Genomic DNA, 25,576 nt, shown 5'->3' on the forward strand with positions numbered 1-25,576 from the left:
GATGCCGTCATGTTAGAAGTCTTGAAGCGCTGGTATCAGACCCGTTTTTCCGATCCCGATGCCGTTACCCTGTTCCTGTTGCTGGTGTTCTGCTTCACCATCATCTGGCTGTTTGGCGATCTGCTGGCCCCCCTGCTGGTGGCGTTGGTGATGGCCTATCTGCTGGAGTGGCCGGTCGCCCGGCTGCAAAAAGCAGGGCTGTCACGCACCCTGGCCACCAGCGTCGTTCTGATCCTATTCATTGCGGTGGCGGTGGCCTCCTTGCTGGGTCTTATCCCGACGCTGGTGAGCCAGGGGATCAATCTGGCCAAAGAGGCGCCCGCCATGCTGACCCACGCTCAGGATTATGTCCGCACCCTGCCGGACAAATACCCCGAGCTGATTGATATCAGTCTGGTGGAGACTGTCATCGACAATATTCGCCAGCGTATTCTCAGTGGCGGCGAGCATCTGGTGAGCGCCTCCCTCAGTTCGCTGGTCAACGTGGTGGCCATCATGATCTACCTCATTCTGGTGCCGCTGATGGTCTTCTTTATGCTCAAAGACAAGCGGGTACTGATGGGCAGCCTGCGCCGCTTCCTGCCGCGCAACCGCACCCTGGTCAACCGGGTGTGGGTCGAGATGAACAACCAGATCATCAACTACATCCGCGGCAAGGTGATCGAGATCCTGATCGTCGGTATCGCCACCTATGTCCCCTTCGCCCTGATGGGGCTGCGCTATTCGGTGCTGCTGGCGGTAGCTGTCGGCTTCTCGGTGCTGATCCCCTACATCGGCGCCGCCGTGGTGACGGTGCCGGTCGCCATGGTGGCCCTGTTCCAGTGGGGGCTCACCCCCGAGTTTGCCTGGCTGATGGTGGCCTATCTGGTCATTCAGGCCCTCGATGGCAACCTGCTAGTGCCGGTGCTCTTCTCGGAAGCAGTCAACCTCCATCCGGTCGCCATCATCATCGCCGTGCTGGTGTTTGGCGGGCTGTGGGGATTCTGGGGCGTCTTCTTCGCCATTCCCCTCGCCACCCTGGTCAAGGCGGTGCTCAATGCCTGGCCGAAACGCGAAGATCTGCCGAGCGCTGCGAAATAACCCGCTTCACCATGCAATCGTGACAACGGAGTGCCCATGTCCTTTTTTCGTCAAATCAGAGCGGCAGGACTGACGGTCCTGCTCCTCGCTGCCGCCATGCCCGTCCGTGCCGATATCGATCTTGGCGCCATGGGTCTGCTCACCAGCGACAGCCCTACCAGCCCGGTGCCACAGGGCCTTATCGCCGGAGCGGCGCTCATCGGGGGACAGGCCCGTTATGAAGCGCAGGACAACGCCCTCTACGCCATCCCGGGCTTTATCTACTTCGGCGATGACTTGATGTTTCTGGGGGATCGGGACATCAAAAACAGCCCCATCGTCCAGCATAATGGCGAGCTCTATGCGGGTTTTGCGCTGGGCTATATCTGGTAACGGTTATGAGTCTTGAACCGTGAGACACGACCAAACAAAAGGGAGCCTTCGGCCTGTCTCTTGATCACAACTATTGGTGCTCAAGAGACTGCGCCAGTTCGTAGCCTTCCAGGAGGGTCTGGAGTCGAAACCAGCCCTCCCATAATGCCGCTATTGAAGCCCGCCCCGTTCGTTTAGTGTCCTTCCAGCCCCCCAGCTTGGCCAGGCTCCGGTACGCCCATCTCATATCCGGCACCTTGGTTGGCAACGGCGTTTTCTCTACCTTTCGCCAAAGCAGCTTCCACCCCGTCGGGCCTATCACCGTTTCGCAGCTTTGATTCTGTGCCGATGACTCCTCGTTGATAAACCTCAATTGCAACAGACGCACCGCGATAAACGACAAGATGACGCACATCCGCTTCAGGTTATCCATGCTCTGCATCCTTAAGGTTTCTACCCGAGTGCCGGCACTCTTCCAGACCTTGTGATAATCCTCGATAAGCCAGCGCCGCTCGTAATAGCCGATAACCTTGCGGGCCTGTGCATCGTCGGTCACGGCTTCACTAGTCAGCAGGTGCCACTCCAGCCGGTCAGAGGCATCGCCCTGCTCAATGCATCCCACGTAGTAGAGCGGGATATCCGGCTCGTTACGCTTGTTGGCCGGAGCCTTTAGGGTGACTTTGGTAAACTTGATGTCGAGCACGGCCTCTCTGGCTTTTCTGCCGCCCCGCTGCGGTATTTTGACGACCTTGGTGCCGGCAGAGTGGCACTGCCGGGCATAGTCGTAGAGCTTGTGGTCATGCTCTTCGATACAGCGACTTTGCATCGAGCGCACCACAAAGCGTTGTTGGTTGCTCTGCTTGTAATGCAGATATTCGTAGATATCCGCTTCCCGGTCACAGACCGAGATAACGTTGGCCATCTGAGTGCCGAGACGGGCGGCAAAGGCCACGGATGCCTCCTCCCACTTGCGACTCTCTTTCTCCTTGTAAGGCCGGGTGGCATGCCGGTGGCTCTCTCCCCGCTTGCTGACATCACGGGTCCAGATACGCTGTGCAATCATGCCGACCACCTGCGATTTATGCGGAGCAAACAACAAGACGGAGTGAGCCAGCAGAGCGCGACTACTGCCTTGATTGGTGTGCCCCAGCTCATCATGGACGCTGGCATGGTTGAAGGTCAGGGCCGTGGTATCTTCCAGTGCCAGCAACAGGTCGTAGTCCCTGGCTAGGGCTGCGGTGGTGGCAAAGCCTGCATCAGCAATGGCATCGGCATTGACATGGTGGTTGCGAATAAAGCGATATGAGCCTTCCATGTCGGCGGGTGAGAGGGGAAGTTGTGACACGCAATCTCCGGGTTGTTGAGCAAGGGCGGTGGCGAGTTTGACGAGACGTTCAGTGCGTCTGGGGTCCTTGAGATTGGCATGGCCAAACTGGTCGAATGCCCATTGTTCGAGTTGGGTGAGATGCATATTAGAGCCGTGATAAGGGATGGCAAAAGAGTCAGATCACGGAGAAGGGAAAAGGTTCAAAAAAATCCCCAAGCGATGCTTGGGGATTTGTGTATAAGAGACAGGCCTTCGGCTCCCTTTTTCACGGCCATCATCAGGCTGGTAGTACAGCCTACTCAAGCTGCCAATTCAGGCTTACAGCGCCGCCAAAAACCCGGTCAGCTGCTGATTGACGAAGGCCGGATTTTCCAGCGACGAGATGTGGCCAGCTGCCGGGATCTCCTTGAACGGGCAACCCAGTACCTCGGCCATCAGATAGCCCTCCAGCACCGGACGAGCCTTGTCCTCGCAGCCGGTCATCACCAGTGCAGGCAAAGTCACCTCTTCCAGCCACTCGATACGATCCTCGCGAGTGACAAAGCTGCGCCCTACCGCCACCATGGCGGCGATCTTGTCACTTGGCCAGGCAGCCAGGCGCGCCTTGAAATCGGCCAGCAAGTCGGCATCGGGCTGGTTGGCAAAGAAGATGGGCACCACCTGTTCGATGATGGGCGCCGGAATAGTGCCGAGCTGCTCGATCATCGCCAGCATGCCGAGGTAGCGCTCGCAGGTGATCTGGGGCTCGAGGCCGACAAAACTGTCCATCAGCACTAGCCCCTTGAGGCGGTCTGGCGCCATTCTGGCCAGCTCCACACCCCACATGCCGCCGATGGAGAGGCCCACCAGCACGCACTGCTCAATGCCGAGGGCATCAAGCAGCGCCAGGTGATCCCGTGCCAGAGTAGTCAGGGTGCAGCCACCTTCGGGAAGCAAGTCGGAATCACCGTGGCCCCACAGCTCGGGGACGATGCAGCGATAGCTACCCTTGAGCGCGGCGATTTGCGGCGCCCACATGGCGCTGTCCCACAGATAGCTGTGGCCAAACAGTAATACCGGGCCCTGCCCTTCATCCAGATAGGCCATCCGGCGGCCCGCTATCTCCATAAAATGCTTCATGTTATCTCCTGTTGCCAGCGATGGGCAGGCAGTGTATCACGTCCCCCTTGGCAGGTGACGCCTCCCTGGTGCAAGCTGACAGTGACTCAAAGAAGTCACCCATGAAAGGATGCCAAAAGGAGAAGCCCATGGCGAAGGAGAAGAGCAAGAAGCGGCCGCGTCTGGACAAGAAGTGCTACGAGCACCACCTTGCCCATCTGCAGGAGGAGCTGGTCAAGCTGCAGGAGTGGGTCAAGCAGGAGGGACTGAAGGTGGTGGTACTGTTCGAGGGACGGGACGCCGCCGGTAAAGGGGGCGTCATCAAGGCGATCACCGAGCCGCTCAACCCCCGGGTCTGCCGGGTCACGGCGCTGCCCGCCCCCTCCGATCGGGAGCGCTCCCAGTGGTACTTTCAGCGTTATGTGGCCCACCTGCCCGCCGCTGGCGAGATGGTGCTGTTTGACCGATCCTGGTACAACCGGGCTGGGGTTGAGCGGGTGATGGGATTTTGCAGCGATGCCGAGTATCGCGAGTTTCTGCGCGCCTGCCCCGAGTTTGAGCGGATGCTGATCCGCTCCGGCATCACCTTGATCAAATACTGGTTCTCGGTCAGTGACGAGGAGCAGGAGAAGCGCTTTAAAGAGCGGATCAACACCCCCATCAAGCGCTGGAAATTCAGCCCGATGGATTTGCAGTCCCGCTCGCGCTGGGTGGAATACTCCCGCGCCAAGGATGACATGTTCACCTACACCGACACCGAGGATTGCCCCTGGTTCGTGGTGGAGGCGGACGACAAGCGCCGTGCCCGCCTCAACTGCATTGCACATCTGCTGAGCAAGGTGCCCTACGAGGCGATCCACTACGAGCCTATCAAGCTCCCCCCCATCAAGACCGAAGGGTATGAGCGCCCGCCGCTGGCCAGCCAGACCTTTGTGCCCGATATTACCGCCGAACTCGAGGCGTGAACCGGGTTACCTTGCCTATCTGCATGTTCAAATCGCAGGCAATAAAAAGCCGGTCTGACGACCGGCAAAAAGGCATTGATTATTAAGAAAGGAAAACCAGCACAACAAAAAATCAGGTACGGATATATTTGGCGGTACGGGGGAACGCCTGCTCCTTGGCATCGAACAGGTAGCAGGCTTCGGCCGGGATACCCACGCTGTAGGTCTGACCGGTCGCCACATCCACATCCGAGGTGGCCTTGACGGTAAAGTCGTGACCATCCACATCCATATAAACGAAGGACTCGGCGCCCAGGTGCTCGGCCACCTGCACGATCCCGCTCACCTTGCTGTGCGCATGGGGGTGATCCAGCGGCATCAGGTGCTCGGGGCGAATGCCCAGCTCCACCTTGTCACCCACAGCGCCACTGCGGGCATCGACCCGGGCACGCACGGTATCGCCAGAGGTCAACTTGACCAAGCACTCCTGCTCGCCAATCTCCAGCAACTCGCCCGCCAGGAAGTTCATCTTGGGAGAGCCGATAAAGCCCGCCACGAACTTGTTGTCCGGGTTGTGGTAGAGATCCAGCGGTGAACCGAACTGCTCCAGGTTGGTAGCAGCTTCGGCCTTGAGCGGGCTCAGCACAACAATCTTGTCGGCCAGGGTCATCGCTTCCACCTGATCGTGGGTCACGTAGATGATGGTGGAGTTAAGCTCTTTGTGCAGCTTGGCGATCTCGATCCGCATCTTGACCCGCAGCGCGGCATCCAGGTTGGAGAGCGGCTCGTCAAACAGGAACACCTGCGGCTGCTGCACGATGGAGCGACCGATGGCGACACGCTGACGCTGACCACCGGAGAGCGCTTTGGGCTTTCTGTCCAGCAGCGGCTCGAGACCCAGGATCTCGGCGGCGCGCATCACCCGCTTGTGGATGTTCTCCTTGTCCATCTTCTTGAGCTTCAGACCAAAGGCCATGTTCTCGTAGATGTTCATGTGCGGATAGAGGGCATAGGACTGGAACACCATGCCGACGTTGCGCTCTACCGGCGGCACGTCGTTCATATATCGACCACCGATGGTCAGCTCACCGCTGGTGATGTCTTCCAGACCCGCGATCATCCGCAGCAGGGTGGATTTGCCACAGCCGGACGGGCCGACGAAGACAATGAACTCCCCTTCCTTGATGGAGAGGTTGATGTTGCGCAGGGTGTCCTTGTGAACAGCCGGATCGTAATTTTTGCGAACGTTGTTGAGTACTACTTCAGCCATGACGAGCTCCGCTCTTGAATCTTTGCAAATCGTGATAGCGGGGGGAGTCAGCTCCCCCGGCCATAAACTTAACCTTTCACGCCACCGGCGGTGAGGCCACCGACTAACCAGCGCTGTGCAAGCAGGAACACCACTGTGATGGGGAAGCCGGAGAGCACTGCGGCCGCCGCGAAATCCCCCCACAGATAGTTCTGCGGATAGAGGTACTGCTGGGCCCCGACCGCCAGGGTCAGATTGTTCACATCCTGCAGCAGGATGGAGGCCATGGGCACCTCGGTAATGGAACCGATAAAGGCCAGAATAAACACCACCGCCAGAATGGGCACCGACAGGGGCAACAGGATCAGACGGAATGCCTGCCACGGAGTCGCACCGTCGATGGCCGCCGCCTCCTCCAGAGAGGAGTCGATGGTCTCGAAGTAGCCTTTGATGGTCCAGACGTGCAGGGCAATACCGCCCATGTACGCCAGGATCAGGCCACCGTGGGTGTTGAGACCGAGCCAGGGGATGTAGTCACCAATCTTGTTAAAGAGCGCGTAGATGGCCACCAGCGCCAGTACCGCTGGGAACATCTGGAAAATCAGCATGCCCTGCAGGATAGTGGACTTGCCACGAAAACGCAGGCGGGCAAAGGCGTAAGCACAGGTGGTGGAGAGCGTCACGATCATCAGGGCAGTGATGCCGGCGATCTTGATGGAGTTCCACAACCAGGTCAGCACAGGGAACGGCGGCGGCGTGATGCTGCCGTCGGCGTTGGTGATGGACATGCCCAGCGCCAGCTTCCAGTGATCCAGCGTCGGATTGGAGGGGATGATCTCCCCTACCGCGAAGTTACCGTTACGGAACGAGATGGCGATAACCATGATCAACGGGAAGATGATCAGCGCCAGGAAGCCCCACATGACCAGGTGGGTTGCCCACACCCGGTATTTGACTGATTTGGGTTGTACGATTGCCATGTTGAAGCCTCCTTACAGCTGCTTGTCGGCTTTGGACAATTTCAGGTTGAGCAGCGCCAGCGCACCTACGATGAGGAAGATGGCGGTGGCGATGGCACTGGCCAGACCGTAGTCCTGACCACCCGATCCCTGGAACGCAATCCGGTAGGTATAACTCACCAGCAAGTCGGTGGTACCGGCCGGGGTGCTGGCGCCGATGATGTCCGGTGCACCGTTGGTCAACAACTGGATAAGCACGAAGTTGTTGAAGTTGAAGGCGAACGAGGCAATCAACAGCGGTGTCAGCGGCTTCATCAAGAGCGGCACGGTGATCTTGAAGAAGTTCTGTACCGGGCCGGCACCGTCCATGGCGGACGCTTCATAGAGATCTTCCGGAATGGCTTTGAGCAGGCCCATGCAGAGGATCATCATGTAGGGGTAGCCGAGCCAGGTGTTGACAATCAGGATCATCACCTTGGCCAGGAAGGGGTTGGTATACCAGTCCGGCTTGATGCCAAACGCCGCTTCCAGGAACATGTTGATCTCACCGAAGTTCTGGTTGAACAACCCCTTGAACACCAGGATGGAGATAAACGCCGGGATCGCATAGGGCAGGATCAGCATAACCCGATAGAAACCGCGCCCCTTGAGCGACTCCCACTGCACCAGACAGGCCAGCACCATGCCGATGGCCAGGGTGAAGGCGACGGAGCAGGTTGAGAAGATCACGGTCCAGATAAAGATCTGCAGGAAGGGTGACTGGATGCCCGGATCGGTGACGATGCGCGCGAAGTTCTTCCAGCCCACACTGACCACAAAGCCGGGGGCCACGCCCTTGCCGACAAACTGACCCTGTTCGTCGATGTACTGATAGAAGCCGGTGTCACCGTTGGGCAGCATCAGCTCACCATTCTGGGTATCACGCAGCAGGTTGCTGTCTTTGATCACCACCCCGGACTTGAGCACGGCGCCATCCATCAGACGGGTGTAGTGCTGCTTCTGGGCGGCAAACTTGCGCAGGCTACTCAGGGTCAGGTGGGTACCACCATCCGGCAGCACCAGATCCAGGTCACTCAGGTGAGTACGATGCTCAACAATGGCGCGGATCGGCGCGGCCTTGCTGGCAGCTTCGCCAGTGAAGGGCTGCAGCTCGACTACTTGCTGGGTGCTCTGCACACGGCCCTCGCGGGACGCCAGCTCACGGGCCTTATTGGTCATCAGGGAAACAGGTTGGCTGATAAAGGAGTGATCATCCTGTGTCAGCAGCAGCTGGAACTGGCCATTGTCGCCACCCAGCAGGGTAAAATCGAATTCGCCGCCCGCCACCTTGTAGGTTTTCTTCAGGTGGTAGTCCCGCGCCTGCTCCACGGAGAGCAAGTTGGACCCCGAATAGTTGGTGAAGGCGATGCCAATCGTGTAGGCAAGAGGGAAGATGATAAACACAACCATGCCCGCAACACCCGGAAAGATGTAGCGATGGGCATAGGTCTTCTTGTTCATGAAGACATACAGACCGACGGAAACCACCACCAGATCCAGCAGCGCGAATACCCACTCGCCACTGGCGTACATCATCACGGCTGCGTAGCCGTTGAGAATGGCAACCAGGGCCGCGATGGTCCACTTAAGCCAGGTGTGCTTATCCTTCGGACCGGCATAGGACTCAACAGAAGGTACTACTTCCATGCCAATTAACCTTTATAACGCCAAGAGAGATTTGAGAGAGTGGGAGGCCATGACGGCCTCCCGGGTAGTGCGTGCTTACTGAACGATACGCTTGGCAGCGGTATCCAGAGCTTCGTCAACACCCTGACGACCGGAGGTCACGTTCTTGAGGGCAGTTTCGAAGGAAGACCAGAAACGGCTCATCTCGGGAACGGATGGCATCGGCTCGCCAGCTTGGGCGTTTTGCATGGTGGCCTTGATGTGCGGATCGGATTCCAGGGTCTTCTGGAAGGATTTCAGCGCAACGGCACCCAGCGGCTTGTCGGCGTTAACCGGCGCCAGACCGGCATCGGTCAGCAGGTAGTTTTCCAGGAACTCGATGGCCAGATCCTTGTTCGGGCTGGCAGCGTTGATGGTGGCACCCAGTACGCCAACGAAGGCTTTGGCCGGCTTGCCGTTCAGGGTCGGCAGCGGCGCTACGCCGTACTTGATGCCGCTCTTGTCCAGGTTGCTCCAGGCCCAGGGACCGTTGATCATCATGGCCACTTCGCCTTTGTTGAACTTGGCGTCCATCACACCGTAGTCGATGCCTTTTTCCAGGTGACCTGACTTGATCATCTCGGAGATGTAGCCCACGCCCATCTTGGCACCTGCGTTGTTCACGCCGGTATCTTTAACGTCATAACCGGTAGCGGTTTTCTTGAAGGCGTAACCACCGTTGGCAGCCACCAGCGGATAGCTGAAGTACGGGGTGTCATACGCCCACATGATGGCGCGCTTGCCGTTTTTCTTCAGAGTCTCGTCAATCTTGGCGATCTCTTCGAAGGTTTTCGGCGGCTCGGGCAGCAGGTCTTTGTTATAGATCAGGCTGACCGCTTCCATGGCTACCGGGTAGCCATAGGTTTTGCCATCAACAGTCATGGCATCCCATGCCAGCTGTTCAAATTTGCCTTTGGTGGCAGCGTTTGGCGTTACCGGAACCAGCAAACCGGCTTTGACCCACTCACCGTAACGGTCGTGAGCCCAGAAGAAGATGTCCGGGCCGTTGCCAGTGGCGGCGGCTTGCTGGAATTTCACTTCAACCTGATCCGGGTGAGCCACAGTCACCTTGATGCCGGTTTCTGCTTCAAACTTCTTACCCACTTCAGCCAGACCGTTGTATCCCTTGTCACCGTTGATCCAGATGGTCAACTGGCCTTCATCGATGGCAGCAGTAGCAGAGCAAGCGACGCCAAGAGTGGCCAGACCGATCAGGGATGACAGCAATTTCTTTTTCATGAGCCTTTCCTTGTATTAGTTCCGCGCTGTAAGAGCATTGTGTGCGAGATGAATATTATCCCAAGCGGCAAACGGCTCACATGACGTAACTCGCATTTTTGAAATGCAATTACGTATTTCCTTCCAGAAAGTTTTGAAAACATTTTCTTATTTCAGGGGGTTACGGCTATTTATCGGCTTAATTCCAGATAGTCACAGAATAATAATTACCAAAATGAAATTAAATTTCACAAATGAAAGGGTTTTCACCTCAATGAAAACCCTTTCAGGTGGTTTATTTTGTTTGATTTGTTAACAAAGTACCGCGCCAGTTTCGAGCGCTGCCCCGGCGCAATAAAAAAGAGACCCCGCCGGGGCGGAGTCTCTTTTTGCCAGAAATGACGACTTGATCACACTACTGTTCCCACTACGACTGGCGCAGCAGCTGATCCTTGAGATTGGGCGGCACGCCCTTGATGGTCAGGGTGTCGGTCTGGGGATCGTAAAAAATGCGGCTGTTCAACAGTTTCTGCTCGAAGCTCAACGTGAGCCCTCCGCCGGAGCCGACAAACTTGGTCAGACCGCGCAGGGTAGATCGATCCGCCGGGAAGCGATCTTCCAGCTCATACTCCTGACCGATAAAACTGTAAAAATCGAGATCACCGTCGCCGGCATCTTTTGCGGAGAGTTCTGCAGACAGCTCCTTGATTTCGATCTCTTCACCGGCGCTTGCCTGTTCGGTGCAATATTTGAAGACCTGCTTTTTGTAATCATTGCGCTCGGTCGGTTCGAGCTGACGACTGTCGCAATAATCGTCTACCGCCTGCAGCAAGCCTTTATTTTGTACCTTGGCATCCATGCCTTCGCGTGCACCCAGCAAATCCATAAAGAAGTCGCCCAGTTTGCGGCCGATGCGTCCCTTACTGAAAGTAATATAGCGGCGCGAATCGGCCTGAGTTTTCCATTCGGTCAAATCAATGCGGGCCACCAGATTGAGTTTGCCGATATCCAGATACTGGATATGACGCAATTCCAGCGCTTCGCTGACGGTGACGCTCTCCTTGCCCTCCAGCAGGGCAATCAACAGATAATCGACCCCGACGTAGTTATATTTGGCAAACAGCAGCACCCCTTGCTCATCGAGGGCGTGCTCCACCAGCTGCTTGACCAGCATCTGGGTCACAGTGACCGAGAAGGGAACGAATTCGGTCTGCTCGCTGAGCAGTTGTTCGAGGGCGATACGAAACGCGGGTGAGGGCTGCTTGGGAGTCCCTTCACCGTCGGCCAGCTCGGCGACAGCCGTTTCGGGGTCGGCAAAGAAGCCAAAGCCCTTGCCGCCCTTGCCGTTGTAGATCCGATGCAGTTCCGCCATCAGTCCCTGTACCGCCTCATCAGGGGGCAGGGTCTGGCTGCGGGTATCGGCGTGGGGTTGACCATCGCCGCCCTGGCGCAAGGAGTGAAGAATGATCTTGTCGATATCGAGACTCATGTCACAAAGCCATAGTGTTAGCCGAAAGGGTGAAGTATTATAAGGCGCTTTGAACCGAGATGAACTGAAGATTATGCCCATCGTATCAAAGTACAATAACGAGCAATTTGACGCCCTGATGAACGACCTGATCACCGCGCTGGAAAAACATAAAGCGCCGGTGGATCTCAGCCTTATGGTACTTGGTAATCTGACCACCAATATCATCAATGGTATGGCACCGGCCCAGCGCCAGGCCATCACTGAAAAGTTTGTCCAGGCCCTGACCGCATCGGTCGATAATCGCCACGACGCACACTGAGTCCTGCGACTCTGTTGATTTGACGTTTCTCAACGCTGATGGATCACTATGGTCGAAACCGGTAACCCCTATCGTGATAATGTCTCTCGCCTGATCACCTGGGGGCATTGGTTCTCCTTCTTCAACATTATCCTGGCCATGCTTATCGCCACCCGTTATCTGGGTGCCATCGGCTGGCCATCGACCACGCTTGGCGTGATCTATCTCGTTGTAAGCTGGATTGGCCACTTCTCGTTTCTGAGTTTTGTCACCTACCTGTTGACGATCTTCCCGCTCAGCTTCGTGCTGCCCAAGGAGAAGCCGTTGCGGTTCATCTCGGCTATCATCGCCACCTTGGCACTGGTGCTGCTGCTGATCGACACCCAGGTATTCCGGCTGTTCAAGTTCCACCTCAACAGTCAGGTATGGCAGTTGCTGCTGGATCAGGCGCAAACCGAAGAGGGCTCAATCTGGAGCATCATCTTCGTTGCCGTGCCCACCATCTTCCTGCTGCAACTGCTGCTGTCAGCCTATGTCTGGCGCAAGATCAACAAGCGCAAGCGCCGCCAGTATGGTAATCAGGTGGGGCTGGCCCTGCTGATCTGCTTTATTCTGACCCACGTGGTCAACAGCTGGGCGGATGCCACCCTTTATCAGCCCATCACCATGCAGAGAGCCAACTTCCCCCTCTCCTACCCCATGACGGCCCGCACCTTCCTGGCCAAACATGGCTGGCTGGATCTGGATCAGTATGAGAAGCAGGCCGCCTCCCAGAGTGATGACAGCGACAGTCGGATGCACTATCCGCTGCGCCCGCTCAACGTCAACGCGCCCCTGACCCACAGCAATCTGCTAATTGTGGTAGTCGACTCCCTGCGTTTTGACATGCTCAACAACATCAATATGCCCAATCTGCAGCGTTATGCGGATCAGCACCTGACGTTCCGCAATCACATGAGTGGGGGCAACAACGCTCTGATGGGGATGTTCAGCCTCTTCTACGGGTTGCCCGGCCACTACTACAAGGACATCAGCAGCGACAAGCGTCCACCTGTGCTGTTCGACGAGATGCTGCGCCAGGATTACCAGTTCGGGCTGTTCGGCGCCCTGGAGGATGCCCAGAAGTATCGCAAGAGCATCCTCGCCGGCCTGCGCAAACAGGTGTTTGTCTCCGAACAGATCGATGATGGCAAGCTGCTGACCGACTGGCAACAGTGGCTGGAGAAGCGCACCCCGGAGCGTCCCTGGTTCTCGCTGGTCTATCTCTCGAGTCCCGGCGACTACCAGTTGCCTGCCACCATGAAGGGGCCGTTCCAGCCGGAGCTGACCAACTTCAATCCGGCGACGGCTTATCGGGCGGAAAACCTGCAAAAACTGGAGAACCGTTACAAGAACTCGGTCTTCTACACCGACCAGCTGCTTGAGCAGATGCTGACCAAATTGCAGTCGCAGGGGATGAACAGCAACACCGTTGTCGTGATCACCGCCGACCATGGTCAGGAGTTCAACGACACCCGCAGCAACAGCTGGGGCGCAGGCAGCAACTACTCACCCTATCAGGTGCAGGTGCCGCTGGTGCTGGCCTGGCCGGGCCGCGGCAGTGAAGTACGGGAACAGCCGAGCAGCCATCTCGATCTGGCCCCGACCCTGATGCAAGGGATGCTGGGGGTACGGAATCCGATGCGCGATTACAGCATTGGCCGCTCGCTGTTCGATACCAGCCCGCGTAACTGGCTACTGGCAGGGGATCAGAACGATTTTGCCATCTATCAGGGCGACACCATCACCCACTTCAACAAGCAGGGTGACTTCGAACTGCTGGAACGCAACAGTTATCGCCCCATCAAGCACGGCACCCCCGATATGGGTGCCATGATCCAGGTGATGAACGAGCTGAACCGCTTCTATCGCAACCAATGAAACCCGCACTGATGGCTTGATACCATAAAAAACGCCCCGAATTCGGGGCGTTTTTCGTTGTATAGCGGGGCCACTTTCGCGACGTTAGCCCCCCCACCCTTGCGGGTACTTGTAGCCGACGAAACGCTTGGCCGCATAAGCCTTGAAGGCCGCCGAGTTATAGGCCGCCGCCACATCCCTGGCAAACGGCTGATCCGCATCCGCGCTTTTCACCACCACCCAGTTGATGAAGTCGTAGCTGCGCTCCAGAAACAGTCCTTCACTGAACGGGATACCGCTGGAGGCGGCAAAGTTACCGTTGATCACCGAGAAGTCCACATCCTCCCGCGAGCGGGGCAGTTGCGCAGCTTCCAGCAGCACCAGCTTGAGATTGTGCGGATTGTTCACCACATCAAATTCGCTCGCCTTGAGCGGGTTAATCCCCTCCTTGAGAGTGATCCAGCCCAGATCCTGCAGCATCAGCAGCGCCCGCGCCTGATTGGTGGGATCGTTGGGGATCGCCACTGTGCTCCCCTCTTTCACCTTGTCGAGTGCCGCCAGCTTGCCGGAATAGAGTCCCATCGGACCGGTTGGCACCTGGGTAATGGGTGCCAGCGACAGCCCCCGATCCTTGGCAAAGCTCTCAAGATAGGGTTTGTGCTGGAAGCAGTTCACATCCAGTGATCCGTCAGCCAGAGCAATATTGGGGGTCACATAGTCGGTGAACTCCACCAGCTTGACCTTGTACCCCTTGGCCTCCAGCTGCGGCTTGATGGAGTCGGTCACCATGTCGGCAAAATCCCCCACCGTGGTGCCAATCACGATCTCCTGTTTGGTCGGCAAGGGAGCATCGGCGGCAACCGCGGAAAAAGAGAGGCTCCCGACAACCATCGCAGCAATGAAGGTGCTGGCACCCGCTGTGGCTCGTAAGGAAGAAATTGAAGAAGTTGAAGAAAAAGGTAAGAAGCAACGAAACGGCATAGGGACTCCCTGTCAGGTGCGTATCAAGATATGGACCTGCGGCGGGGTTGCCCTCAGAGACAATGTACCTCACGCCACAGCAATCTAGCCGTCTAAACGGCCATTTGAATTACCATAACAGAGCCAGCCACTGCCGCCAAGCAATAAACCGCTGACCCAGCCCACCTCATCACCCTTGCCGTCACACCCGAACGATGCACTCGTGTAGGAAAATGACGCTTGCGCGCTGCCTGCCAGGGACCCATCCCCTGCAGGAGCTGCAATGGTATCTGCTCAACAGCGGGCAGGATGCGTTCAACCCGTAGCGGCGTAGTGGGCAAAGGTGCCGATGAGCTGTCGGGAGCCGAACAGCCGCCGAAATAGGTCGCGCCACACGGATAACAAAGGGGGCCATCATGGCCCCCTTTCTGTGCTGCTCATTTTGGCAGTGGCTTACTTGGCACCATGCTGCTCCGCCAGATAGAGCCAGGTATCAACCACGGTATCGGGGTTGAGCGACACCGAGTCGATCCCCTGCTCCACCAGCCAGGCGGCAAAGTCCGGATGATCGGATGGCCCCTGACCGCAGATCCCCACATACTTGCCCGCCTTGCGCGCTGCCTGAATCGCCATCGACAGCAGTGCCTTGACCGCCTCGTTACGCTCGTCAAACAGGTGGGCAATCAGCCCCGAATCCCTATCAAGTCCGAGCGCGAGCTGGGTCATGTCGTTGGAGCCGATGGAGAAGCCGTCCACATGCTCGAGGAACTGGTCCGCCAGCAGGGCGTTGCTCGGGATCTCGCACATCATGATCACCTTGAGCCCCCGCTCGCCACGACGCAGGCCGTTTTCGGCCAGGATGTCGATAACCTGCTGTGCCTCGCCCACGGTGCGCACGAAGGGGATCATCACCTCGACGTTGGTCAGCCCCATCACATCGCGCACCCGCTTGATCGCTTCGCACTCGAGGGCAAAGCAGGGGCGGAAGCTGTCGGCGATGTAGCGGGACGCGCCACGAAAACCGATCATCGGGTTCTCCTCGTGGGGCTCGTAGCCACGACCGCCCACCAGATTGGCGTACTCGTTGGACTTGAAGTCCGACATCCGCACGATCACCCGCTCCGGCCAGAAGGCGGCGGCCAGGGTGGCGATGCCCTCGGTCAGCTTGGCGACGTAGAACTCGCGTGGGCTGTCGTAACCGGCGATCATCTTGGCGATGGTGGCCTTGAGCTCGGGACTCTGCTGGTCAAACTCCAGCAGCGCCTTGGGGTGCACCCCGATCATCCGGTTGATGATAAATTCAAGGCGTGCCAGTCCTACGCCAGCATTAGGCAACTGGGCAAAGTCGAAAGCGCGGTCCGGGTTGCCGACGTTCATCATGATCTTGATGGGCAGCCGTGGCATGTTGCCCACCTCGGTCACCGCCACGTCGAAGTCCAGCTCGCCGTCGTAGATAAAACCGGTATCCCCTTCCGCACAGGAGACGGTGATCCGCTGGCCCGGCTCAATATGGTCGGTGGCGTTGCCACAGCCGACCACAGCCGGAATGCCCAGCTCGCGGGCGATAATGGCAGCATGACAGGTGCGGCCGCCCCGGTTGGTGACGATGGCGGAGGCCCGTTTCATGATGGGCTCCCAGTCCGGGTCGGTCATGTCGGTCACCAGCACATCGCCGGGCTGCACTTCGTCCATCTGGCTGATGGAGGAGATGACCCGCGCCGGGCCCGCGCCAATCTTGTGACCGATGGCCCGCCCCTCGATCAGCACCTTGCCCGCTTGCTTGAGGGCAAACCGCTCGAGGGTGTTGGCCTCCTGGCGGCTGCGCACAGTTTCCGGGCGCGCCTGCACGATATAGAGCTGGCCATCCTGACCATCCTTGGCCCACTCGATATCCATCGGGCGACCGTAGTGCTGCTCGATGATGAGGGCCTGTTTCGCCAGCGCCATCACCTCGGCATCGGTGATGCAGAAGCGGCTGCGCTCGGCCTCATCGGTGTCGACAATCTTCACCTGACGGCCATGGCCGGCATCGTCCGAGTAGGTCATCTTGATTAACTTGGAGCCGAGGGTCTTGCGCACCACCGCCGGGCGGCCCCCCTTGAGGGTCGGCTTGTGCACATAGAACTCGTCCGGGTTGACGGCACCCTGCACCACCATCTCTCCCAGACCCTGACTACCGGTGATAAAGACCACGTCGTTGAAGCCGGACTCGGTATCCAAGGTAAACATCACGCCAGAGGCGGCGAGATCCGAGCGCACCATCCGCTGCACCCCAGCCGAGAGGGCAACGCCCTTGTGGTCATAGCCCTGATGCACCCGATAGGAGATGGCGCGATCGTTGAACAGGGAAGCAAACACATGCTTGACCGCCGTCATGACGGCATCGATGCCACGTACGTTGAGGAAGGTCTCCTGCTGACCGGCAAAAGAGGCGTCCGGCATATCCTCGGCGGTGGCGGAGGAGCGCACCGCAAACGAGGCACTCATGCCATCACCCAAGCCTGCACTCAACTTCTCATAAGCAACCCGGATCGCCTGCTCCAGCTCGGGCTGGAACGGGGCTTCGATCACCCAGTCGCGGATCTGCTGACCGGCCCGGTTGAGGGCGGCGATATCGTCCACGTCCAGATTGTCGAGCAGATGATGGATCTTGCCGTTGAGGCCGCTTGACTCCAGAAACTCGTTAAACGCAAAGGCGGTGGTGGCAAAGCCCCCCGGCACGGATACACCGGCGCCAGAGAGGTTGCTGATCATCTCGCCAAGGGATGCGTTTTTGCCGCCAACGCGTTCTAGGTCCTGCATTCCGAGTTGTTCGTACCAGAGCACGTACTGTTGCACTTGGATGTCTCCAGGTTGGTGGGCACCGGTGCCATAGCACCTCGTGCGCCCGATTTAATCGATGAGGTTATGGGTAAGTCAGGTGCGTTATGGTCTGTTTCTTTTGTTGCCAACGATCATGAAAACGTTTTCTATTGGTTTTCAAAAAAATCCCCGAACAAAGGTTGGGGATGGTCGAATGACCGAAATATTCTACAATGGCGCCACAAAAAGATAACGATTGAGGTTTGCAAGCCACTTCACAACTTGGGCACAGCAGACCGGTTGACAAAATGGGTATGGTTTCGAGCGATACGCCTCACCCTTTACCCCACGCTGCCCCACCAACAAGAATCAAAGGAATCCCACGTGCATACCGTATTTTATGTGTCAGACGGCACCGCCATTACCGCCGAAGTGTTCGGCCACGCGGTACTGAGCCAATTTCCACTCGCCTTCGAGCAGATCACTATCCCCTTTGTGGAGACCCAGGAGAAAGCCCGTCAGGTGCGGATGCGGATCGACGAACAGTTCCGCCAGACCGGGATGCGCCCCATCCTGTTTCACACCATCGTCGACCCGCAGGTACGGGAAGAGGTGCTCAAATCGGAAGCGTGCGGCCACGACTTTCTCAATACCTTCGTCAGCCCGCTGGAGCAGGAGTTGGGGGTGAAAGCCGAGCCCCGCCTCCATCGCACCCACGGCATGGAGAATCGCAAGCTTTATGATGATCGCATCGAGGCGGTCAACTTTGCGCTGGCCAACGACGATGGCATCACCACCAAAGAGTACGATGAGGCGGACATCATCCTGATCGGGGTCTCCCGCTGCGGCAAGACCCCCACCAGCCTCTATCTGGCGCTGCAGTTCGGCATTCGCGCCGCCAACTACCCCTTTATCGAGCAGGATATGGGAGTCCTGGATCTACCGAGCCCCCTCAAGGCCAACCGCCACAAGCTGTTCGGCCTCACCATTGCACCGCAGCGGCTGCACGAGATCCGCAACCAGCGCCGCGCCAACAGCCGCTACTCCTCGCTGGATCAGTGCGAACAAGAGCTGGCCTGCGTCGAGCGGCTGTTTCGCCAGGAGGCGATCCGCTTCCTCGATACCAGCTCCCACTCGGTGGAGGAGATCAGCGCCAAGATCCTCGAGGCGACCGGCCTGCGCCGCCAGCTCTGTTAAGTAGAGTTGACAGCTAACAGCACAACAAAAACCAATAGACAAGCCCCCATGTCAACAAAACAGAATTCGATTGCACAAACATCAACCAAAAACTGCCAATAAGCCTCGCCAGATCATGAAAAAGCTGCCATTGGTACAAAATACGGCCATCCAGCGTGGAAAACAGGTGCATTTATGGCGGATTATCACTATTCTTCTTCGGTTGCCAGCCAACACTAAAAATTGAAAATGGCATAGCGTAACGAAATAAATACAGGTTTCGTCAGGTTTTGGCTACGCACTGCGGCCTGCTCAGGATGAGCCCAACACCGACAAGAGACAACAGAGATAGGTAAAGGACAGATCCATGGATTTGAAACAAAACGGTGAAGAGCTGAAACGCGGCCTCAAAAACCGCCACATTCAGTTGATTGCGTTGGGCGGTGCCATCGGTACCGGCCTCTTTCTGGGCATTGCCCAAACCATCAGGATGGCAGGCCCCTCGGTACTGTTGGGCTACGCCATCGGCGGCTTTATCGCCTTCCTGATCATGCGCCAGCTTGGTGAAATGGTGGTGGAAGAGCCGGTAGCGGGATCCTTCAGCCACTTTGCCTACAAATACTGGGGCGAATTTGCCGGTTTTGCGTCCGGTTGGAACTACTGGGTGCTCTACGTGCTGGTGAGCATGGCCGAACTGACCGCAGTGGGCATCTATGTCCAGTACTGGTGGCCCGAGATCCCGACCTGGATGTCGGCCGCCGTCTTCTTCGTGCTGATCAACGCCATCAACCTCTCCAACGTCAAAGCGTTTGGCGAAATGGAGTTCTGGTTCGCCATCATCAAGGTGGTCGCCATCATCGGCATGATTGGCTTTGGCGGCTATCTGCTCATCTCTGGCGCCGGTGGCCCCGAGGCGAGCGTCACCAACCTGTGGGCACAAGGCGGCTTCTTCCCCAACGGCATCAGCGGTCTGGTGATGGCGATGGCGGTGATCATGTTCTCCTTTGGCGGTCTGGAGCTGGTGGGCATCACTGCCGCGGAAGCGGACAACCCCGAGAAGAGCATTCCTAAGGCCACCAATCAGGTGATCTACCGCATCCTCATCTTCTACATCGGCGCCCTGGCTATCCTGATGTCCCTCTATCCTTGGGGTAAAGTGGTGGAAGGCGGCAGCCCGTTCGTGATGATCTTCCACGCGCTGGACAGCGATCTGGTCGCCACCGTACTCAACATCGTGGTACTGACGGCCGCCCTGTCGGTCTACAACAGCTGCGTCTACTGCAACAGCCGGATGCTGTTCGGTCTGGCCAAGCAGGGCAACGGCCCGAAAGCCCTGCTCAAGACCAACAAGAGCGGCGTACCGTTGGTTGCCCTCTCGGTCTCGGCCATCGCCACCCTGCTCTGCGTGCTGATCAACTACCTGATGCCGGGCAAGGCGTTTGGCCTGCTGATGGCGCTGGTGGTCTCCGCACTGGTGATCAACTGGGCGATGATCAGCCTGGCGCACCTGAAGTTCCGCAAGACCAAGGTCGCAGAAGGTGTCCAGCCCAAGTTCAAGGCGTTCTGGTACCCCTTCGGCAACTACCTCTGCCTCGCCTTTATGGCCGGTATTCTGGTGATCATGTATATGACCCCGGATTTTCGGATCTCGGTCGAGCTGATCCCCGCCTGGCTGGTGGTACTGGGCATTGGCTTTGCCATCAAGCGCAAAGGACAAGCCCAAAGCAAGGCCGCAGCCAATCTGGGTTAATTCCGACAGCTATCGACATCCATGCAAAACGCCGATCAGATGATCGGCGTTTTTCTTATCTGACTATTTCGGGTCTGACTATTTTGGGTCTGAACTGCCGGGCCGGTTTCTCCCTGGTCTACCCAGCAAAGGTGCAGCTCACTTGAGGCGCTGGCCCTGTGCATCGACCACCGACTCCCCATCCTCCTTGCTAAAGGCCCCCTGTTGAGGGTTCGGCAAGATATCCAACACCAACTCAGACGGACGGCACAGCTTGGTGCCAAGCGGCGTCACCACGATGGGGCGGTTGATCAGAATGGGATGCGCCAGCATGGCATCGATCAAGTCGTCATCGCTGAAGCGCTCCTCGGCCAAGCCAAGTTCCTCAAAGGGTGGCACGTTCTTGCGAAGCAGATCCCGTACCGGCATGGCCATGGCAGCAATGAGCTCGACCAAGGTGTCGCGGCTCGGTGGCGTCTCCAGATAGTGGATGACGGTGGGCTCAACACCCGAGTTGCGGATAAGCTCCAGCGTATTGCGGGAAGTGCCGCAAGCCGGGTTGTGGTAAATGGTGATCTGGGAGTGATTCATGATTAAGCCTCTGCGTTGAGATAGTTGCGTTTCATTCTTAGCGCCACATTGACCAGAGCGATCAAGACCGGCACCTCCACCAGCGGGCCGATCACACCGGCGAACGCCTGATCCGAGTTCAACCCGAACACCGCGATGGAAACCGCGATGGCCAGCTCGAAGTTATTGCCGGTGGCGGTAAAGGCGATGGAGGCGTTCTTGTCATAGGGAATGCCCAGCTTCTTGCCAACCAGGAAGCTGGTGAAGAACATCAGTACGAAATAGACCACCAGAGGCACAGCAACCCGCAGCACATCCATCGGCAGCTCAACGATCATCTCGCCCTTGAGGCTGAACATCAGCACGATAGTGGCCAGCAAGGCGATCAGGGTGATGGGAGAAATAGCCGGAATAAAACGCTCGGTGTACCACTTCTCCCCCTTTGCCTTGACCAGATAGTGACGGCTCAGGAAACCGGCCAGGAAGGGAATGCCAAGATAGATCAGCACACTTTCGGCGATATCCAGCATGGTGATATCCACAGCAAAGCCCTGCAAACCAAACAGGGGGGGCAGTACGGTAATAAACAACCAGGCCATGAAGCTGTAGGTGAGGATCTGAAAACCGCTGTTGAGCGCCACCAGACCCGCACCGTACTCCTTGCTGCCACCGCCGAGATCGTTCCACACCAGCACCATGGCGATGCAGCGTGCCAGACCGATCAGGATCAGGCCCACCATGTAGTCCGGGTGGTCATGCAAAAACACCAGGGCGATGACAAACATCAGGATAGGGCCAACCAACCAGTTCATCACCAGTGAGAGGGTGATGGCCTGACGGTCACGGGTCATCGTACCCATGGTGGCGTAGTTCACCTTGGCCAGTGGCGGATACATCATCAGGATGAGACCGATGGCGAGCGGGATATTGGTGGTGCCAACCGACATCGCCTCATTCCACTGCGCCACCTGAGGGAACAGATAGCCAATCCCGACCCCTATGGCCATGGCGACAAAGATCCAGAGGGTAAGATTGCGGTCGAGAAAACTCATTTTTTTGCTGACGGGCAGATCATCGCAGCAGGCGTTGGTACTCATCAAGAGACTCCATGAGGATTGCAGGAAACAAAGGACTCAACCCGGGCAAATGCCCCTGTTGGTTGCGCCTTGGCAGTAAACTCGCGCGGGTGCATGTCACCCCGCCCTGTGGACTGGGTGACATAAATCTTGCAGCGCTTTCACACCCACCGGCTCGACAGCCTGCAACGGCACCACGGCATAACGCTTCGCATGCTCCTGCTTGACCGCGTCGATATGGGGCTGCTGGCGATACGCTCGCTGGGCCAACAGTGGTGAGGTGACGCTGGCCGGAGACAGCATCTGATTGACCACCCAGGCCCATGGCTCGATACCGGCGCGGCGCAGGTCTGCTTGCAGATTGGCCGCCTCCTGTACCGGAGTGGGTTCGGGCAGGGTGACGATCACCACCTTGGTCTGTTTCGGGTCTTGCAACTGCATCATGGGGGTGGTGAAGTGCATCCCCTTGCCCCCCATCTGACGGGCAATCTCCCGGTGATAGGCACCGGTCGCATCGAGCAGCAGCAGGGTATGGCCAGTGGGGGCGGTATCCATCACCACGAAGCGTTTGCCCGCCTCGCGAATGATCCGCGAGAAGGCCTGAAACACGGCGATCTCTTCGGTACAGGGGGAACGCAAATCTTCTTCCAGCAGAGCGCGACCCTGGGCATCCAGACTCGCCCCCTTGGTGGCCAGCACCTGAGCACGGTAACGCTCGGTCTCGGCGTGGGGATCGATGCGGCTGACCTCCAGGCTGGGCAAGGCCCCGGCCAGGGTCTCTCCCAGATGGGCTGCGGGATCCGAGGTGGTCAGATGAACCGGTAGCCCCCGGCTGGCGAGCTCCACCGCCACTGCTGCCGCCAGGGTCGTTTTACCCACCCCACCCTTGCCCATCAGCATAATGAGCCCGTGACTATCAGTAGCAAGCTCATCGACCAGTTGCTGCAATCCGGGGTGTTGTTCAGTAACAACAACTGCGCATTCGATCTCATTCACCCCACTGACGGGGCTTGCACCGAGTAACTGGCGCAGGCTATCGACCCCAACCAGGTTGGTCGCCAACAGCGGCACTCTGTCTTGTGGCAGCCTTGCCAGCAGCGCTGGCATATCAGCCATCGCCTGCTGCTCACGTTGCCATACGGCAGTTGCCAGGGGGTCATCCGCCAGCTCGCTTTGCGGGAAGATGCCATTGATGACCAGTTGCTGATTGGCAAGGCCGATAGCGGCCAGTTCGTCATGGGTACGCGTTACTTCCCGCAGGGTCGAGGCTTGCGCCCGGGCGACCAGAATAAGCCGGGTTTTCCCAGCATCTGAGAGGGCAGCAACGGCTTCTGCGTATTGACTACGCTGTTTTTCCAATCCGGCCAATGGCCCCAGACAAGAAGCATCGCCCTTGCCCTGCTCCAGAAACTCGCTCCATGCCCCCGGCAGTTGCAATAGACGAATGGTGTGGCCGGTCGGGGCTGTATCAAACACGATGTGGTCGTATTCCCCCACCAGGCTGCTATCGGTCAAGAGCGCGGTGAACTTGTCAAAGGCGGCGATCTCTGTGGTGCAGGCACCGGAGAGCTGCTCTTCAATGCTGCGCACCACGCTCTCGGGCAGTTTGCCACGCACCGGGCCAACGATACGTTCGCGATAGGCCTTTGCGGCGGCTTGCGGGTCAATCTCCAGTGCTGATAACCCACTGACTGCCGCGATGGCGGTAATGCTGTTGCCTATTTGGGTGTCGAAAACCTGGCCTACGTTTGACGCCGGATCTGTGCTGACCAGCAGTACCCGTTTGCCACTGTCGCACAAGGCAACCGCACTGGCACAGGCCAGCGAGGTTTTACCCACCCCACCTTTACCGGTGAAAAAGAGAAAGGGGGGCGCATCATTGAGAAACGAGTAGTTCAGCAACGGGGACATGAGAGACTCCTATCAGGCATAACGAGGCAATTGACCGAACAGAGAACTTGCCAACCAGGGGATGACGCTTAGCAGCAACCACTGCTGCCGGAGCAACATCCACTCTTGACGATCCCTTTGATAGCACCGGCTTTGTTGGGCTCAGCCTCTGGCTGTTCAACTTCGGCACCATCGCTTCCCGGTGCTTTGGGCAACGCCAGTCCTGCATAGCGGATCAGTTCAGCGCGGCTGGGATAACGACCGGTGAGCACCACCTGGCCATCGACCAAGGTCACAGGCAGCCCTTCTTCACCGGAGAGCGCCAGGAAAGACGCCACCGCAGGGGTTTCAGCAAAGACCAGGGGTTGTTGCGCCAGGTTGAATCGGTATAGCGAGCCCCCCTGCTGCTTGAGCCACTCGGCATCGCCAGCGAAGACCACCAGATTTTGGTCAATATCTGTGCCACAGACGCCGCTGGAGCAGCACAGGGCCGGGTCAAAAACTTGTATCAGTCTCATGGTCTACTCCTTATTGCAGCATGGCTGCGCAGGCAATACATGGGGTGAGCAGCCGGACTCAGCCCTCATCACCCCGCAGGCTTCCGGATGACCGGCGCAGCACTCTTCGGTGAGATAACCGATCAAGTCGAGCATCAGGGGAATGTTGGCGCGATAGCGTAAAAAGCGTCCCTCCTGCTCCACCGAAAGCAAGCCCGCGTGCAGCATGGCCTTGAGGTGAAACGAGAGGGTGTTGGGGGCTATGTCGAGCTCGCTGGCCAGCTGGCCAGCGACCTGCCCCTCCAGCCCGGCCTTGATCAGCAGACGCCAGACATCGAGGCGAATGCCGGATGCGAGGGATTCGAATACCTTGGTGGCGATCTCTTTGTTCATGGAACTTCCCCTTAATTCACTTCATGACTTCAACTATACAAGAATCATTGAAATGATCAATATGACCACAACTCATTGTCGATCCCGTCAATCCCTCTTGTCGTTCACACAGCACTCCTCGCGGAAAAACGCGATGATCTCTTCCAGCACTTCGTATTGAGAGACGCACAGCAGGGTACGTCTCTCCCGGTTCTGCTTGACCAGACCAACCGAGACCAGTGCAGCCATAGGATGGCTAAGGGTAGAGGCTGACGTGATGTCATTGATCATTGGCAGTGCCGGGGCCAGCCTGACCGAAGTGACCCTGCTCAAATCCATGTTCAGAACCCGATGCTCCAGGACTTCCTGACCGTGATCCTGGGGGTGGCGATCCTGATGGGCGATCTGACCCTCTGGCAGTGTTAACACTCGCCGACCATGACCAAGCGGCGCAACACCTCACGATAAATGCTATCTGCCTTGCGGCGCTGGCATTCGTGGCACCGCGATCAACCAGTTCAGCTCCCGACAGCAGACAACGACATAATGAACGCCTCCCGACCTGACGCCGCAGGTTGCCCAAAATCCACTATGCTTGCCAGGATTACGCCACCACCAAGACCTGTGAGGTAAACCAGATGAAACTCCCCCTGTTATTGACAAGCATGCTGTTTGCGGGCAGTGCCCTCGCCTTTCACTGCCCAGCAGATATGAAGAAGATTGACGATGCCCTCGCGGCGGGCCCGGCGCTCAGTGCCGAACAACTGGCCGAGGTTCAGAAATTGCGGGCCGAAGGTGAGGTTTTGCACAATGAAGGCAAGCATCAGGAGTCTGTTGATGCACTGGCCAAAGCGCTTGCGCTGCTCACCCCTGCCAAATCCTGATCCCGGCTGCCAATCCGGATCT

22 protein-coding genes and 1 pseudogene are annotated in these 25,576 nt (G+C 57.8%); 8 read left to right on the top strand and 15 right to left on the bottom strand.

The features are described from left to right. Positions 1 to 9: 9 nt before the first annotated feature. Positions 10 to 1,080: an AI-2E family transporter gene (locus NMD14_12915; protein ID XEI31675.1), complete on the top strand. Its 1,071-nt coding sequence runs from the start codon at positions 10 to 12 to the stop codon at positions 1,078 to 1,080. Between the two features lie 36 nt (positions 1,081 to 1,116). Next, the gene (locus NMD14_12920) at positions 1,117 to 1,452 is read left to right on the top strand and encodes a hypothetical protein (protein XEI31676.1); all 336 of its coding nucleotides are present in this window, start codon (positions 1,117 to 1,119) and stop codon (positions 1,450 to 1,452) included. Between the two features lie 70 nt (positions 1,453 to 1,522). Here the strand turns inward: NMD14_12920 and NMD14_12925 are convergent, their stop codons facing one another. After that, entirely contained in the window at positions 1,523 to 2,902 is a 1,380-nt protein-coding gene (locus tag NMD14_12925; GenBank protein XEI31677.1) for an IS4 family transposase, read from the bottom strand. A 174-nt stretch (positions 2,903 to 3,076) separates the two neighbouring features. Next, positions 3,077 to 3,877: an alpha/beta fold hydrolase gene (locus NMD14_12930; GenBank protein XEI31678.1), complete on the bottom strand. Its 801-nt coding sequence runs from the start codon at positions 3,875 to 3,877 to the stop codon at positions 3,077 to 3,079. A gap of 128 nt (positions 3,878 to 4,005) precedes the next feature. On the opposite strand from NMD14_12930, the gene ppk2 reads away from it, so the two are divergent. Then, on the top strand, positions 4,006 to 4,821 hold the full coding sequence (gene ppk2, locus NMD14_12935; GenBank protein XEI31679.1) for a polyphosphate kinase 2: 816 nt from the start codon (positions 4,006 to 4,008) through the stop codon (positions 4,819 to 4,821). 112 nt (positions 4,822 to 4,933) lie between these two features. Here ppk2 and ugpC read toward each other — a convergent pair whose 3' ends face one another. From ugpC to yejK, 5 genes are all read right to left on the bottom strand, one after another. After that, entirely contained in the window at positions 4,934 to 6,070 is a 1,137-nt protein-coding gene (gene ugpC / locus NMD14_12940) for a sn-glycerol-3-phosphate ABC transporter ATP-binding protein UgpC (protein XEI31680.1), read from the bottom strand. A 68-nt stretch (positions 6,071 to 6,138) separates the two neighbouring features. Beyond that, a complete protein-coding gene (malG, locus tag NMD14_12945; protein ID XEI31681.1) occupies positions 6,139 to 7,029 on the bottom strand; it encodes a maltose ABC transporter permease MalG in 891 nt (296 codons plus the stop codon). A gap of 12 nt (positions 7,030 to 7,041) precedes the next feature. After that, complete coding sequence (gene malF / locus NMD14_12950) at positions 7,042 to 8,694, bottom strand: maltose ABC transporter permease MalF (GenBank protein XEI31682.1); 1,653 nt, start codon at positions 8,692 to 8,694, stop codon at positions 7,042 to 7,044. 75 nt (positions 8,695 to 8,769) lie between these two features. Then, positions 8,770 to 9,951: a maltose/maltodextrin ABC transporter substrate-binding protein MalE gene (gene malE / locus NMD14_12955; protein ID XEI31683.1), complete on the bottom strand. Its 1,182-nt coding sequence runs from the start codon at positions 9,949 to 9,951 to the stop codon at positions 8,770 to 8,772. Between the two features lie 406 nt (positions 9,952 to 10,357). Next, the gene (yejK, locus tag NMD14_12960) at positions 10,358 to 11,419 is read right to left on the bottom strand and encodes a nucleoid-associated protein YejK (protein XEI31684.1); all 1,062 of its coding nucleotides are present in this window, start codon (positions 11,417 to 11,419) and stop codon (positions 10,358 to 10,360) included. 73 nt (positions 11,420 to 11,492) lie between these two features. Here yejK and NMD14_12965 point away from each other — a divergent pair, with 73 nt between their 5' ends. Together NMD14_12965 and NMD14_12970 are read left to right on the top strand one after the other, a co-directional pair. Further along, positions 11,493 to 11,720: a YejL family protein gene (locus tag NMD14_12965; protein ID XEI31685.1), complete on the top strand. Its 228-nt coding sequence runs from the start codon at positions 11,493 to 11,495 to the stop codon at positions 11,718 to 11,720. 48 nt (positions 11,721 to 11,768) lie between these two features. Beyond that, entirely contained in the window at positions 11,769 to 13,619 is a 1,851-nt protein-coding gene (locus tag NMD14_12970; protein XEI31686.1) for a DUF3413 domain-containing protein, read from the top strand. An 84-nt stretch (positions 13,620 to 13,703) separates the two neighbouring features. On the opposite strand, the gene NMD14_12975 is transcribed toward NMD14_12970, so the two are convergent. After that, on the bottom strand, positions 13,704 to 14,489 hold the full coding sequence (locus tag NMD14_12975) for a MetQ/NlpA family ABC transporter substrate-binding protein (protein XEI31687.1): 786 nt from the start codon (positions 14,487 to 14,489) through the stop codon (positions 13,704 to 13,706). Between the two features lie 522 nt (positions 14,490 to 15,011). Next, positions 15,012 to 17,396 (bottom strand): phosphoenolpyruvate synthase, encoded by a 2,385-nt coding sequence (ppsA, locus tag NMD14_12980; protein XEI31688.1) that lies wholly within the window; start codon positions 17,394 to 17,396, stop codon positions 15,012 to 15,014. A gap of 348 nt (positions 17,397 to 17,744) precedes the next feature. On the opposite strand from ppsA, the gene NMD14_12985 reads away from it, so the two are divergent. Both NMD14_12985 and NMD14_12990 read left to right on the top strand, forming a co-directional pair. After that, positions 17,745 to 18,557 carry a kinase/pyrophosphorylase gene (locus NMD14_12985; GenBank protein XEI31689.1) on the top strand — a complete coding sequence of 271 codons (813 nt, stop codon included), beginning with the start codon at positions 17,745 to 17,747 and terminating at the stop codon, positions 18,555 to 18,557. A gap of 346 nt (positions 18,558 to 18,903) precedes the next feature. After that, positions 18,904 to 20,286 carry an amino acid permease gene (locus NMD14_12990; protein ID XEI31690.1) on the top strand — a complete coding sequence of 461 codons (1,383 nt, stop codon included), beginning with the start codon at positions 18,904 to 18,906 and terminating at the stop codon, positions 20,284 to 20,286. A 138-nt stretch (positions 20,287 to 20,424) separates the two neighbouring features. Here the strand turns inward: NMD14_12990 and arsC are convergent, their stop codons facing one another. From arsC to NMD14_13020, 6 genes and pseudogenes are all read right to left on the bottom strand, one after another. Further along, positions 20,425 to 20,856, bottom strand: a complete 432-nt coding sequence (gene arsC, locus NMD14_12995; GenBank protein ID XEI31691.1) for a glutaredoxin-dependent arsenate reductase — start codon at positions 20,854 to 20,856, stop codon at positions 20,425 to 20,427. 2 nt (positions 20,857 to 20,858) lie between these two features. Then, the gene (arsB, locus tag NMD14_13000; protein XEI31692.1) at positions 20,859 to 21,932 is read right to left on the bottom strand and encodes an ACR3 family arsenite efflux transporter; all 1,074 of its coding nucleotides are present in this window, start codon (positions 21,930 to 21,932) and stop codon (positions 20,859 to 20,861) included. Positions 21,933 to 22,028: 96 nt separating this feature from the next. Further along, positions 22,029 to 23,822: an arsenical pump-driving ATPase gene (arsA, locus tag NMD14_13005; protein XEI31693.1), complete on the bottom strand. Its 1,794-nt coding sequence runs from the start codon at positions 23,820 to 23,822 to the stop codon at positions 22,029 to 22,031. 68 nt (positions 23,823 to 23,890) lie between these two features. Beyond that, complete coding sequence (arsD, locus tag NMD14_13010) at positions 23,891 to 24,319, bottom strand: arsenite efflux transporter metallochaperone ArsD (GenBank protein XEI31694.1); 429 nt, start codon at positions 24,317 to 24,319, stop codon at positions 23,891 to 23,893. Between the two features lie 3 nt (positions 24,320 to 24,322). Further along, positions 24,323 to 24,691, bottom strand: a complete 369-nt coding sequence (locus NMD14_13015; GenBank protein ID XEI31695.1) for a helix-turn-helix domain-containing protein — start codon at positions 24,689 to 24,691, stop codon at positions 24,323 to 24,325. A gap of 87 nt (positions 24,692 to 24,778) precedes the next feature. After that, positions 24,779 to 24,940 (bottom strand): annotated as a pseudogene (locus NMD14_13020) (transcriptional regulator). Positions 24,941 to 25,308: 368 nt separating this feature from the next. On the opposite strand from NMD14_13020, the gene NMD14_13025 reads away from it, so the two are divergent. Then, on the top strand, positions 25,309 to 25,554 hold the full coding sequence (locus NMD14_13025; protein ID XEI31696.1) for a hypothetical protein: 246 nt from the start codon (positions 25,309 to 25,311) through the stop codon (positions 25,552 to 25,554). The last annotated feature ends 22 nt before the right edge of the window (positions 25,555 to 25,576 follow it).

It is taken from the genome of Aeromonas veronii, from assembly GCA_041319085.1.
Taxonomy (GTDB): Bacteria; Pseudomonadota; Gammaproteobacteria; order Enterobacterales; family Aeromonadaceae; genus Aeromonas; species Aeromonas veronii_F.